Here is a 12,875-nt window from a genome sequence, read left to right on the forward strand (position 1 = left end):
AGGGGATAGGAATCATTTCTTGTTGACTCATGCCTTTTTGTTGTATGTTCTGAGCTTCTGACTTGAATCAGCAAGAGAATATTTTATGAAAGCGAGTTGTTCATGATGGAAAAAACATTCAGAATTACAGATGAAGACGGTATCCATGCCCGTCCGGCGACTGCACTGGTCAATACCGCAAATAAATTTAAGGAATCTGAAGCGTTTGCAGAATCAGGCGGCAGAAAAGTGACTCTGAAATCAATTCTGGGCGTACTCTCTTTGGGTCTTGAAAAGGGAGATACCTTAACTTTGTCCGTTGAAGGCGGGCAAGCTGCTGAAGCGCTTCAAGCTCTTACCGATGTAATGATTAGTGAAGGGCTGGGAGAAGTTCATGCTTAAGATTACAGGCATTGCCGCATCTGCAGGAGTAGCAATTGCTCCGGCCTTCAAGCTGGAGCATCCTGACTATACGGTAAAGCAGCAGCATGCCAAGGATTCAGCAGCAGAGCTTCAGCGCTTTGAAGAGGCCCTGGCGGCTTCAGTTCAAGAGCTGGAGGCGATTAAGGAACGCACTCAACAGGAGCTTGGCGCCAAGAAAGCCGAAATTTTCGAATCTCATTTGCTCATTTTGAGCGATCCGGAGCTTCTGACTCCTGTCCGCGATAAAATTGCTAACGAGCTGGTTACTGCAGAATTTGCGCTGGATGAGACGGCGAAGCAATTTATCAGTATGTTCGAAAATATGAAGAGCGCTTATCTTCGTGAGCGTGCCGCGGATATGCGCGATGTCACGAAGCGGGTGCTGACGCACCTGCTAGGTGTAAAGTATGTGAATCCGGCGGAAATTAGCACGGAAGTGATTGTGGTGGCCGAGGATTTAACCCCTTCGGATACGGCACAGTTGAACCGTCAATTCGTTAAGGGCTTCACTACGAATATTGGCGGAAGAACCTCGCACTCGGCCATTATGGCCCGGTCTCTGGAGATTCCTGCTGTAGTAGGAACCAAGGACGTCCTGTCCCAGATTGAGTCTGGCGACCTGCTGATTGTAGATGGACTGGATGGAGAAGTTATTATTAATCCCGCGCCAGAGCTGGTTGCTGAATATGAAGCGAAACGGGACCGCCATCTTCGTCAAATCGAGGAATGGAAGAAGCTTCGCGATCTCCCAACGGTATCCCGGGACGGGGTGCATGTTGAGCTTGCTGCGAATATCGGTACTCCGAACGATGTGGCCGGCGTGCTTGAGAATGGCGGAGAAGGTGTAGGCTTATACCGGACAGAGTTCCTGTATATGGGCCGTACCGAGCTTCCGTCTGAAGATGTACAGTTCCAGGCTTACAAGACCGTACTGGAAAAGATGGAAGGCAAGCCGGTTGTCGTGCGTACGCTCGATATCGGGGGGGACAAGGAGCTTCCTTATCTGGATCTGCCCAAGGAAATGAACCCGTTTCTAGGCTTCCGGGCTGTGCGTCTCTGTCTGGACCGCCAGGATATTTTCCGCACCCAGCTTCGTGCTCTGTTGCGTGCCAGCGTGTACGGAAATCTGCGCATTATGTTCCCGATGATTGCTACCTTGGACGAGTTCCGCCAAGCCAAAGCGCTGCTCGAGGAAGAAAAGGCTAAGCTGGTTGGCGAGGGCACAGCAGTGTCCGATTCTATTCAGTTGGGCATCATGGTTGAGATTCCTTCCACGGCCGTTCTTGCCGATCAATTTGCGCAGGAGGTCGACTTCTTCAGCATCGGAACGAATGACCTGATCCAATATACGATGGCCGCAGACCGGATGAATGAACGCGTATCCTATCTGTACCAGCCATACAACCCTGCGATTCTCCGCTTGGTTAAAATGGTGATTGATGCCGCCCATAAGGAAGGACGCTGGGTGGGGATGTGCGGAGAAATGGCGGGCGACGCCACCGCGATTCCATTGCTGTTAGGATTAGGATTGGATGAGTTCAGTATGAGCGCGACTTCAATTCTTCCCGCCAGATCACAAATTTCCAAGCTGTCTAAGGCCGAGATGGAGAAGCTGGCTGCTGAAGCGCTGCAGAAGCGGACAGCACAAGAAGTTGTCGAGCTGGTTCAAGCTATTAAGCAATAGTTTAATTGTATACTAGGGTTTTCTCCTATCTTTTCCATCTAATACTTGGAGGATTGACTTACGGATCTACGGATCTGATGAGCGGTCCTCTTTTTCTTTTTATGGAATATTGGACGTTAGATGCAGGCATAATTGGGTAATATACTGATATGTCCAATAACAGGAGGTTGATCCATGATGACTACGTCACATCTTGAAGCTGTACGGAGACAGGATTTTGCCCGTTCATCACTCCGTGAATTGAGGACCAGCGGACGTGTTCCAGCGGTAGTATACGGGGCCCAGACGGAGAGCATTCCCGTTCATGTAGATGCCAAGGAGTTGATCCGGGTATCGCGGACAGGCAGATCTGAATTTTTTGATTTGAAAGTGGAGGGCGGAGAGACGATTCCGGTTCTGATCAAAGATATTCAGCAACGGGCTGGTCAAGTCGTGCATGCGGACTTCCAGAAGGTGCTCAAGAACAAGCCGCTACGGGTCAAGGTACCGCTTCAGCTTGAAGGAACCCCGGAAGGCACCAAAATTGGCGGTATTCTTCAGATCCAGGCGACAGAGCTGGAGGTTGAAGGGCTTCCTGCCGATCTTCCTGCTGCGATTACCGTGGATGTCACCTCGCTTGGGACGGGGGATAAGCTGCTTGCAGCCGACGTCAAGCTGCCGGATGGCATTACATTAATAGCTTCTCCGGAAGAGCTGCTGGCGTCCATCGTATTGCCGAGGGTGGTCGATGAGGATCTCTTGACCTCGGACGAGGCACAGGAGACAGGCGAGGTCGTGGCCGAGGGAGAAACACCAGCCGAATAAAAGATTTCATTGCAGGATCTTTTCCGTACGGGGAACCGTGCGGGAGGGGTTCTGTTTTCGTGTGTCAGCATGAATCCAACTTATATAGCGGAGCTTGACTTGTCACGAAATTGTAACTAGAATGGTTGCAGGATCGATAGATTGCTAGGTTATTCTGATCTATTGAATAATTTGTGGGAAGAAGGGGTTCCATGCCGCCGAAAAAAGTGAAAAGCACGATCCATCAACGCAAAGCAGAGAGCGAAAGATTGAAACAGCAGCAGCGGAAAAGAAGATTGCTCTGGTTCTCCACAGTGGGCGTTCTATTGGTTCTGATTATTATCGTATTATCATTGGACCTGAAGCCGGTTGTTAAGGCGGCTGAATTTGATTATGCCAGCCTGCCTGTACTTGGATCAGAGGATGCGCCGGTGAAAGTTGTTGAATTCGGGGACTTCAAATGTCCTTCCTGTAAAATTGCAAATGAGACCATCAAGCCTCAATTGAATAGTGAGTACATTGAGCAGGGAGACGTGGCCTTTTACTTTATAAATCTGCCGTTTCTTGCTGCGGATTCGACGACGGCTGCTCTCGCTGTCCAGTCTGTCTATCATCAGAACGCAGAAGTGTACTGGGATTATTTTGACGCCATATTCACCCATCAAGGCGAAGAGAGTGAGGAGTGGGCAACAGCTGACTTTCTAGTTGAACTGGCGAAGGATATAAACCTTCCAGTCGATTACGATCTGCTTCGTCAAGATATCGAGAATAAAACCTACCAGTCGGAGGTGGCGGAGCAATATAACAAAGCTACAGAGCTAAATGTTCAAAGCACGCCTACCTTTTATATAAATGGTATAAAATATCATGGCCAGCTAGGCAATTACACGGTCTTTAAGCAAGCGGTTGAGGAAGCACTGGAACAAAGCAAATAAGATGGGGGGCAGAGCGGATGCGCTCGTTTTTCCGGAACTACGGAATTTATATGGCATGGCTTGTATCCCTTGTAGCTACTGCAGGAAGCTTATATCTTAGTGAAGTCCTGCATTATAAACCTTGCAGGCTGTGCTGGTTTCAACGTATTTTTATGTATCCACAGGTAATCCTGCTCGGGATTGCTGCCTATCGTCAGGACCGGAACATCATTACGTATTCGATTCCGTTAAGTGCTGTGGGAGCTGTCATCTCGGTCTACCATTATGCGCTTCAGAAGGTTCCATTTATGTCTGAGCTGCTGCCATGCAAAGTCGGCATTCCGTGTAATTTCGACTATATTAACTGGTGGGGATTCATCACGATTCCTTTGCTGGCGCTGATCGCTGCGATTCTTATCATCGTATTTTTGTGGGCGGCTAAGGACAAGCCCGAGCCGCAAAACGATTAAGTACGGAAAAACGCATAACAGGGTTCCGAAGTCACTCCCGGTTGACTGAGGATCCCTTTTTTATTGGACTTTAAATTCTCTGCTTTCGGGAACAACTCTTCGCTTCGCCAGTGACAATGGCCCATGCCCCTGCATATAATGCTGAGGAGTATCTATTGGGCAAAGGAGAGGACGGTTCTGAAAAAGAAGAGCAAAGCCACGAAACCTGGTAGAGCCAGAAAGTCGCTCTATTATGTGGATAACCCGGACATCAACGAGATGAAATTGTTGGAGAAAATGGCGCTCCATCAGTCTCCGGGCGCTCCCGTTGTGGAGAAGGCTGAGAAGACAGCTATTCCGGTACCCGATACGCCGCTTCTGGATCCGGAGATTATGGCTGCACAGATGGCCCGCAGAATTGTAATGGAAGAATTAGTGAGGGAGAAGCAAGCGGAAGTAAACCAAAAAGGAATCATATACAGTGATGATCTGGCTGATTTTTCGGTTACGGGAGACAAAATTGCTCCTCAAGCGATTGACTCCGGCAAGATTAAGTCAGGATCGATCGGTACGGCCTGGATCGCAGATTATGCGGTGCTCAGCAGCAAGCTGGCCGACGGAGCGGTAGGTTCTTCCAAGCTTGCTCCCCGCTCGATCAAAGGCGAACATATTATCGACGGAGCCATTGAAGGGAGAAGCATTCGCGATCATTCCATCGGCGGGAGCAAGCTGGAAGACAACAGTATTACAGGAGAAAAGCTGGCGGACGGCATCATTAGCGGTGACAAGCTGGGGGATGGAGCAATCCAGAGTCGGCATCTTAGTCAATGGATCGTCACGAGCGATCTATTGCAGGATCAGGCGGTCTCATCCGATAAGATTGCCAGCGGAGCCATTCGCGCAACGCATCTGGCGAACGGGGCCGTTGATAATTCGAAGCTGAGCGATGGAGCAGTCTCCAGTGCCAAGCTTCGCGACGGAGCCGTTGCCGGGAGCAAGCTGCAGGAAGGGGCCGTAGAAAGCCGTCATCTTGCAACGGATGCGATTACGTCCGATCATTTGGGGGCAGGACTGATCCGTCAGAAGCATCTTGCACCCGGCATTATCGGCCCGAAGCAGCTGGAGGAAGGGGTGATCCGTGCAGTTCATCTTACCGACAGGGCAATCGGAAGCCGGCATATTACGAGCGGCGCAGTCGAGAAGCTGCATCTTGCACCGGGCAGCATCGGTGCCAACGAGATCGGCATCGGCGAGATCCAGGGACGGCATTTGGCGGATAAATCCATTCTTTCCATCAAGCTTGGCGATCAGGCTGTAGGTACGTCGAAGCTGGTGGATCAAGCAGTGACATCATCCAAGATTGCCGACCAGAGCATTTTGCAGGCGAAAATCGCGGATGAAGCGGTGGTAACCCGGCATCTCGCCAAAGCCTCCATTCAGGGAGAACAATTGGCTGCGGAGGCCGTGAGCTCCCGCCACATTCACCTTGGAGCGATCACAGGAGAGCATCTTGCAGAGCAGGCTGTAGAAAGCCGCCATCTCACCGGCGGGTCGGTGACGGGAAAACAGATCGATAAGGCTGCCATATCGGGAGTTCATCTGGCCGAAGGCGCCGTCTCCGGCCGCCATCTTCAACCGGGCAGTATTACTGGGGAGAAGCTGGCGGATGGAACGATAACAGGCGGCAAGCTGGCTGAGGGCTCCATTACTGAGAATTTGATCGGATTGGAGCAGATCACGTCCAGACATATCGCCTCAGGAGCCCTTTTTCGCAGGCACTTCTCGGAAAATTGCATCGAGGGCAGTCTGCTGCAACCCGGCAGCATCGGCGAGGAGCAACTGGGAAATGGGGCCGTCTTCTCAAGGCACCTGCAGGACGAAGCGGTGACTGGGCTCAAGCTATCGCCGGAGAGCGTGACAACCGATAAACTGAATGACGCTGCGGTGACCTCCTATAAGCTTGCCGATGGCAGTGTCATTGCCCCCAAGATTGCAGCAGGGACAATTGAGGCCGGACATCTGGCAGAAGGTGCTGTAACCAGCCCGGCTATCCAGTCGGGAGCCGTAACCGGCGACAAGCTGGCGCATGGCGCAGTGGGATCGGCCCACTTGATCGACGAAAGTATCACAGGTCGGCACTTGAAGGAGCAGGCGATCCAGCAGGCGCATCTCGGTGAACAGGCGGTATGGAAGCAGCACCTGTCACAGGAGCTTCAACAACAGGGGCTATTGCCTGCGGCTGGCATTCGCGGAGATCAGTTGCAATCCGGCAGCATTGGAAGCGATCATTTGCAGGGAAGGGCCATCACCTCGGATCATATCGCTCCAGGCTCCATCAGGCCGGAGCATCTGGCGATCACGCCGGTATTTTCCTTGATGGATGAACCCGTCCTGCAGCAATTCGGGATGGGCGCATTTCTGCTCTCCCCGAACGAGACCTCGACAGAGGTGAGCATTCCATTTGACCGCCCCTTTGCCAATACCCAGTATTCTGTTGTCGCCATGACCAATCAACCGGCATACTACGTGACCTTAAAGCGCCAAACAGAGGGAGCGGCAATCATGGAAGTGACGAGACTGTTCGAATCCGAGGTCAACTACGGACTGATTACATGGATTGCCATCGGTGAGCAATAACGGTGTAATGAAGCGGCTCCCAGCGCTGTCGGGAGCCGCTGGCATGCGCCCTGGCTCATTTTTCACACAAGAGTGATAAATGTTGCTGGGGCTGTGATTTTTTCTACAGATTCTTCTTTTTTTTCTTAGTATCATAAATCAACGCCAAATGCCGGATTTTTCTGTATAGCATTAAATGTGAAAAAAATCACGTTTTATGTGAGAGGCTGGCGGTGGGAAATGGTCGAGGGGGAGGATGGTTCAAGAGGGGAAAGATGTACAATGACTGATCTCCGTACATCAAAGGTGCTACATACTTCTTAATTTATGTAAAGGAGAGGGAAAGGATTTGAAAAAATTTATTGCCGTTACACTTAGTGCGACAATGGTATTGTCAACGCTTGCGCTGACCGTAGATTTATCACCGCTGAAAATCAATAACATCGATGCAGTCTCTGCAGCATCAGAGGAAGCTTCAACCGCCCCGGCCAAGGAGCCTGCGAAGAACACTGCACCAACAAAGACCACTACACCATCCAAGACGACTACGACGCCGTCCAAGACAACAACCCCGGCGAAGTCGACAACAACGCCAGCCAAGACAACCACTCCTGCAAAGACAACAACAACGCCAAAACCAGAACCTGTTGCTGAGCCCGTGGCAACACCGGCCAATCCGTACAAGGATGGCGTCTATGTTACTTACGGCAACGCCTATTCCAAGGGAACTGAAGGAGCCAAGGTCACCATTAAGGATGGCAAGGTAGCGGATTTGGAGCTGCTGCGTACCAGTCCTAAGCTGATCGACCGCGATGTTCGCAACAATTACAGCGGACTCTGGCAAGCCTATGAGCCAGTGGCAAACAGCATCATCGGCAAGACCCGGGAACAGGCTGCTGAAGTGGATGTGGTCTCCGGCGCAACCCGTTCGTGTGATGGCTGGAAGCTTGCCGTGGACCGTGCCTTTGAAAGAGCGCTTGTAGAGAAACCTGCTGGCAAGGTTTACTTCGAAGGTGAGCACATGGGTGTGGATCCTGAAGGCAAATATATGGTGTTTGCGAATTATGATGCCAACCGCCTGCTCGGCGTTAAGGTATATCCGCTGACTGAGAAGGGCGATGCCATTGATGAAGCAACCATGACTGCTGAACAGGCCAAAGAGGTATACACGCTGGCTAATGCCCTGCTCTATCAAGGCACAAAGGCTGTGGCAGTGAAGGGAATGGAAGCGGAATTCAAGGCTGCAATTAATGCTTTCTGGGATGCCGAACAAAATGCCAAGATTGATAATGGTGTGAAGTATATTGACGGATTCTACTCCGCTTATGGCGAGGCAAGAGATAAGGGAGTGGAAAGAGCGGACATTTATATCCGCAACGGCAAGCTCGTAGACGTTCAATTGTACAGACTTGGAGCGAATCTGCTGGACCGTGGAGACACGGCTTATGCCGACGTGGTCAAAGCCAATGCGCCAATGACTGCCAAGCTGCTTGCAAATGGCTCCTATTTTAAAAATTACAGTGATGCGGATGCGATCTCCGGAGCAACCGAGAGCAGCCACAGCTGGAATGAAGCCGTAGAGAGAGCGTTTGAGAAAGCGCTGGCTGTACAGGATGGCAAGAAATACTTTGAAGGTACATTTGCAGGGGTAGATAACCAGTCCCGCGTACTCCTTCTTACAGATATTCAGAATGATAAGGTTGCCAAGGTAACGACGTATCTCTTCGATGAAGCAGGCAAGCTGATTAAGAATGAAGACCTGTCCGAAGCTCAACAAGCATTTGTGGCAGCGGCCAATGAGGGTCTCGTGCTGAAAGGCGCAAACTTGGGCTCCATCGGCGGTGAGGGCGGATTGACGCTCGCTGCCAAGGCTGCTTTGCAGGATGCGCTGGACAACGCCTCCAAGACGCAAGGCAATTACCGAGACGGTAAATTCACCGGTTATGGCGGCGCTTATGACAAGGGTGCGAATCAGGCGGACGTCACCCTTCGCAACGGAAAAATCGTAGCTGTTGATCTGTACCGTGTAGGCGTCAACTTGGTTGACCGCGGGTCCTCCGCCTATGCGGATGTGATCAGAGCGATTCCGATTCTGAAGGCAAGCTTCATCAATGGAGCTACCCGTGAGAATGCTGCACAAGTCGATGCCGTATCCGGCGCTACCAGCAGCAGCGAAGCTTTGAAATCTGCGGTAAGTCAGGCCTACAAGAGAGCAGAGGTTTCGGAATCGTATAAAACGGCTTATGCTAATGGCGTATTTCCGGGTACGAACACCGACAAATCGGTCTATGTCATGGCTACAATCGAGAAGAATATTCCTGTGAAAATGCAGGTCTACTTCCTGGATCAAGCCGGCAAGATTATCGCGGACGACAAGCTGTCTGCCGACCAATTGGCGGTTAGACAAGAGATTGAAGAAGGCACCACGAATGGACTCCATAAGTATGGATACCGTCCGGCTGCCTTCGGAGACAGCGATGGAGTGAAGGCAGTCTCCGGGAAAGTCGTAGAGGCTATTAAATCAGCGCTTGAAAATGCCGGAATTTAATAGCTGATCATAGCGGGTTGAACCGGGACTATTGAGCAATGCAAGCTTGTTCCCTTCCTTAAGAAGCGGAGCAAGCTTGTTTTTTTGCTGTATAATAGAGGTAGTTCAAAAAGTCATCCATTGATCACGAAGTGGTTCAAGAGGTTGACTCGGCATCGAATCTTACGAAGTGTGTGGAGGAATCGCCCGTGACATTGATTAATCAATTAAATAGCCAGGATGAGTTCGTAGGTTTTTATCTGTTAAAGGAGGTTGAGATCAAGCAAACAAACAATACGCCTCCCAAGGACTATTTGGATATCATATTATGTGACAGCAGCGGTGAACTGCCAGCCAAGCTGTGGGATGCATCTGCGCTGGACAAGGAAACTTTCTTCCCGATGGGGCTGGTGAAGGTGAAGGGGCTAGTTCAGACTTACCGGGAAAAGCTCCAGATCAAGATCCTTCAGATCAGACCTGCAAAAGAGGAGGATCAGGTTAAGCTTACCGATTTTATTCGTTCTGCGCCGGTTCCGTCCGATACTTTGGTTCAGACTATCACGAAGATTGTGCAGGAAATTAAAGATCCGGAGCTTCGAGAAATCGTAGAGTTCTGTGTTCAAAAGGTGGAGAATCAGCTGGAGCAGGCGCCGGCGGCCAAGACTCACCACCATAACTATTACGGCGGACTGGCTTACCATATGGTTCGCATGCTTGAGCTTGGGGAGTTCCTCTGCAAGCAGCGGCCGTTCCTGAACGCCGACTTGTTAAAGGCGGGGATTATTCTGCATGATATTGCGAAGCCGGAGGAAATGGTTGCCCGGCTGGGCATTGTCTCTGAATACAGCGTACCCGGCAAGCTGCTGGGACATATCGCCATGGCTTCAAGCTGGATTACGGAAGCGGCTCTGAAGCTGGGAATCGCGGCTGATTCCCCGAAGGTAATTGCACTGCAGCATCTGGTGCTGTCTCATCATAATTTGGGGGAATGGGGAAGTCCGGTTCAACCACAAATGGCCGAGGCAGTGGCGCTCCACCACATCGATGCACTCGACGCCAAGATGCAAATGGTGGAGGATGCGATGAACACTACCCCGGACAAGGATGAATGGACCCCTATGATTAGGGGATTAGAAAATAAGGCGATATACAAGACCCGGATCTAACGATTTAAACGTTCTGCGCGTATTCAGGTCCTGGTGTTTTCGTCAAAATTACGTACAGGGAAGCATTCTCCTGCCCGTCATTCACATAGGCAAAGGTTTCGTCCCCTTCAAGGTGGATGATATCTCCCTTACGAAGCTCATAGGCGGTTCCGTCAGCGGTAACCGTTCCTGTACCTTCAAGAGCCAGAATGAAGACATGCGTACCTGGATGCTGATGCGCCGGCAATTGCTGTCCGGGCATGAAGTTAAGCACAAATACGACACTTTCTCCTTTTTGAAAAGCTACTCTTTTCGTAAAACGGGCTTCCTGATATTCCTGCAGGGAGCCCAGCATGTTTTTTTCCATGATTAAATCCCTCCTTGATTGTATTTTACCTGCATATCCAAAAACGAAACTTGATCAGGATCAATTTTGTCATATTCATCTCCAAGGAAAAACCGTATAATCGCAAATGCCGGAATGACACCTTCGGGCGATTACATAGGGAAGGATGCTGCTGCAATGGCCTATAAAGCATTGGAAATGAACAAGCCGGATATTTATTCATTGGAAGGATTGGAGGTCGGCGTAACCTCAAGCTGCAATTTTCGCTGTGATTACTGCTGTGCATATAAACGAAATGACGGAAACAGCATTGGGGCGGCTCAAATTATCGAAGTGCTTGATCAACTGCCCGGTTTGAAAAGAGTACGCTTGTCCGGCGGGGAAGTGACGCTTAAATTTCAGGACTGTGTTGATGTGGTTGCTTACTGCTCTTCGCGGGGGATTCATACCCAGCTCAATTCCAACGCAAGTCTTCTGAACGAAGAACGAATTCATCAGTTGGCTAGAGCCGGACTGACGAATATCCATATTTCATTTAACTTCATTGATGCCGGTGAGTTCTCCGCCTATTACGGAATCCACCGGAGCATCTATTATAAGATACGGGAGAATATCTCGATGTGTGTCCAGGCGAGAATAGATACGGTGCTTGAGACCCTGCTGTTCAGTGAGACCGAGCACCGGATGGATGAGATCAGCGACCATGTGTATCAGCTAGGCGTAAGGACTCATGAGATTCAGAACAGCATCATCATGGATCATACCGGCTGGAAATCCATTGCTGCCCGGGAGGCGCTTAAGCAAGCCGTGAACAGCCTGATCGCGAGAAAAAAGCAGGATACAACCCTGTACTTTACCTGCATGGACCGTTTCATGACCGAGCTTGGATTCAAGGAACAGCCTGGCGTGTATTTTCCCCATTGCATTGAAGGAAAGAAGCAGCTTCATCTTCACGGCAACGGGGATATCTTGATATCGGAGCTATGCTATCCCGTCATCATCGGCAACATTTATCAAGGAACCTCTCTGACCCGTCTTTACGAAGAGATGCCGGAGCCTTTACGCGACTTTCTGGATCGGGAGCCTTGTCCTGCCTATGAGGCGCTATTCCCTATTTCACATCAAAATTAAAATACTTGTTCGGAAACGGTTCGTTCTTTAGCGTGTAGTGCCACCATTCCTTGCTATACGGCTTGAAGCTCTGCTTGACCATGGCGGTCTTGAGAATATAGCGGTGCTTGCGCTGCTCCTTGTTGATCAGATCCGTACCATGGCTAGAGATCGGTCCAAGAAAATCGACGCGGCTTCCCATATCGACTTCCTCACCGGTCCGCTTAAAGACCATGGTCACATCCACCGTGCTGCCCCGGGAGTGGCCGGATTTCGAAGAGAGGTATCCTGACTTGAACAGGTTCTTCTTGTCTACATCCGGATAGAAAATTTCCTTCATTAAAGTATCCTTCGGATCCTTGGACCATGCAATAAAATGGTTCACTGCTTTTTGCGGGCGATAGGCATCGATGATCTTGAGGCGGTATCCTTGACTCTCCAGATCCTCATTGACTTTCTTCAAGGCATTTGCGGCTTCCTTGGTCAATATAGCCAGCGGTGCTTCATACCCGTCGATTTGGGTGCCGATAAAATTCTCTTCACTATAATAGCGAATATCATACAGAGCACTGGGAATGACTTCATCTACGTAGACAAATCCCTTCGGAAGGGTACCGCGTTCTACCGCGGGTGCCGAGGCTTCGGGTGCAGGTGCGGGCGTGGGTGCAGGTGAAGTCACTGTTGCTGCGGTGCCGGAAGCAGCCGTTGCAGGAGCTGCTGCGGCTGCAACCTTGCTCTCGAAGCCGGACGAAGAGGCGAGCATGGTTAGCGCCATACCGAGAGCTGCTAGACGGAGGACATGAGGATAAGCGAGATAAGTCAGCATAATGGAACCTCCCAATAACTACTATATTTTTCTACTATATAATTGTAACGGAAATAGATACGGAATAAACAGC

General features: G+C 50.5%; 11 protein-coding genes. 9 read left to right on the plus strand and 2 right to left on the minus strand.

Annotated elements, in window-relative coordinates:
- Positions 1-105 precede the first annotated feature (105 nt).
- The 8 genes from KI362_RS00090 to KI362_RS00125 all read left to right on the plus strand — a co-directional run bounded on the left by KI362_RS00090 (position 106) and on the right by KI362_RS00125 (position 10,541).
- Entirely contained in the window at positions 106-381 is a 276-nt protein-coding gene (locus tag KI362_RS00090; protein ID WP_044480071.1) for an HPr family phosphocarrier protein, read from the plus strand.
- On the plus strand, positions 374-2,086 hold the full coding sequence (gene ptsP, locus KI362_RS00095) for a phosphoenolpyruvate--protein phosphotransferase (protein ID WP_301623952.1): 1,713 nt from the start codon (positions 374-376) through the stop codon (positions 2,084-2,086). Before KI362_RS00090 ends, ptsP begins: the two co-directional genes overlap by 8 nt.
- A 177-nt stretch (positions 2,087-2,263) precedes the next feature.
- Positions 2,264-2,890: a 50S ribosomal protein L25 gene (locus tag KI362_RS00100; protein ID WP_301624619.1), complete on the plus strand. Its 627-nt coding sequence runs from the start codon at positions 2,264-2,266 to the stop codon at positions 2,888-2,890.
- Positions 2,891-3,081: 191 nt separating this feature from the next.
- Complete coding sequence (locus KI362_RS00105) at positions 3,082-3,804, plus strand: DsbA family protein (protein ID WP_301623954.1); 723 nt, start codon at positions 3,082-3,084, stop codon at positions 3,802-3,804.
- A gap of 17 nt (positions 3,805-3,821) precedes the next feature.
- Positions 3,822-4,253, plus strand: coding sequence for a disulfide oxidoreductase (locus KI362_RS00110; protein ID WP_301623956.1), 432 nt, complete (start codon positions 3,822-3,824; stop codon positions 4,251-4,253).
- Positions 4,254-4,391: 138 nt separating this feature from the next.
- Positions 4,392-6,869: a WIAG-tail domain gene (locus KI362_RS00115; RefSeq protein WP_301623958.1), complete on the plus strand. Its 2,478-nt coding sequence runs from the start codon at positions 4,392-4,394 to the stop codon at positions 6,867-6,869.
- A gap of 328 nt (positions 6,870-7,197) precedes the next feature.
- Positions 7,198-9,396: an FMN-binding protein gene (locus KI362_RS00120; RefSeq protein WP_301623960.1), complete on the plus strand. Its 2,199-nt coding sequence runs from the start codon at positions 7,198-7,200 to the stop codon at positions 9,394-9,396.
- Between the two features lie 188 nt (positions 9,397-9,584).
- On the plus strand, positions 9,585-10,541 hold the full coding sequence (locus KI362_RS00125; RefSeq protein WP_044479606.1) for a 3'-5' exoribonuclease YhaM family protein: 957 nt from the start codon (positions 9,585-9,587) through the stop codon (positions 10,539-10,541).
- Between the two features lie 4 nt (positions 10,542-10,545).
- Here KI362_RS00125 and KI362_RS00130 read toward each other — a convergent pair whose 3' ends face one another.
- Positions 10,546-10,887: a cupin domain-containing protein gene (locus KI362_RS00130; RefSeq protein WP_301623962.1), complete on the minus strand. Its 342-nt coding sequence runs from the start codon at positions 10,885-10,887 to the stop codon at positions 10,546-10,548.
- A 114-nt stretch (positions 10,888-11,001) separates the two neighbouring features.
- Between KI362_RS00130 and KI362_RS00135 the strand changes: the two genes are divergently transcribed.
- Positions 11,002-11,997, plus strand: coding sequence for a radical SAM protein (locus KI362_RS00135; protein WP_301623963.1), 996 nt, complete (start codon positions 11,002-11,004; stop codon positions 11,995-11,997).
- Here KI362_RS00135 and KI362_RS00140 read toward each other — a convergent pair.
- Entirely contained in the window at positions 11,978-12,802 is an 825-nt protein-coding gene (locus tag KI362_RS00140) for a M15 family metallopeptidase (protein ID WP_301623965.1), read from the minus strand. The two genes, KI362_RS00135 and KI362_RS00140, sit on opposite strands and share 20 nt — an antisense overlap.
- Positions 12,803-12,875: the final 73 nt, after the last annotated feature.

Source organism: Paenibacillus apis (genome assembly GCF_018333295.1).
Taxonomy (GTDB): Bacteria; Bacillota; Bacilli; order Paenibacillales; family Paenibacillaceae; genus Fontibacillus; species Fontibacillus antibioticophila.

What these genes read in the sequence shown, in the direction of transcription:
- KI362_RS00090 (WP_044480071.1), top strand. Translation starts at nt 106, where the DNA reads ATGGAAAAAACATTCAGAATTACAGATGAAGACGGTATCCATGCCCGT.
- ptsP (WP_301623952.1), top strand. Translation starts at nt 374, where the DNA reads ATGCTTAAGATTACAGGCATTGCCGCATCTGCAGGAGTAGCAATTGCT.
- KI362_RS00100 (WP_301624619.1), top strand. Translation starts at nt 2,264, where the DNA reads ATGACTACGTCACATCTTGAAGCTGTACGGAGACAGGATTTTGCCCGT.
- KI362_RS00105 (WP_301623954.1), top strand. Translation starts at nt 3,082, where the DNA reads ATGCCGCCGAAAAAAGTGAAAAGCACGATCCATCAACGCAAAGCAGAG.
- KI362_RS00110 (WP_301623956.1), top strand. Translation starts at nt 3,822, where the DNA reads ATGCGCTCGTTTTTCCGGAACTACGGAATTTATATGGCATGGCTTGTA.
- KI362_RS00115 (WP_301623958.1), top strand. Translation starts at nt 4,392, where the DNA reads ATGCTGAGGAGTATCTATTGGGCAAAGGAGAGGACGGTTCTGAAAAAG.
- KI362_RS00130 (WP_301623962.1), bottom strand. Translation starts at nt 10,887, where the DNA reads ATGGAAAAAAACATGCTGGGCTCCCTGCAGGAATATCAGGAAGCCCGT.
- KI362_RS00135 (WP_301623963.1), top strand. Translation starts at nt 11,002, where the DNA reads ATGACACCTTCGGGCGATTACATAGGGAAGGATGCTGCTGCAATGGCC.
- KI362_RS00140 (WP_301623965.1), bottom strand. Translation starts at nt 12,802, where the DNA reads ATGCTGACTTATCTCGCTTATCCTCATGTCCTCCGTCTAGCAGCTCTC.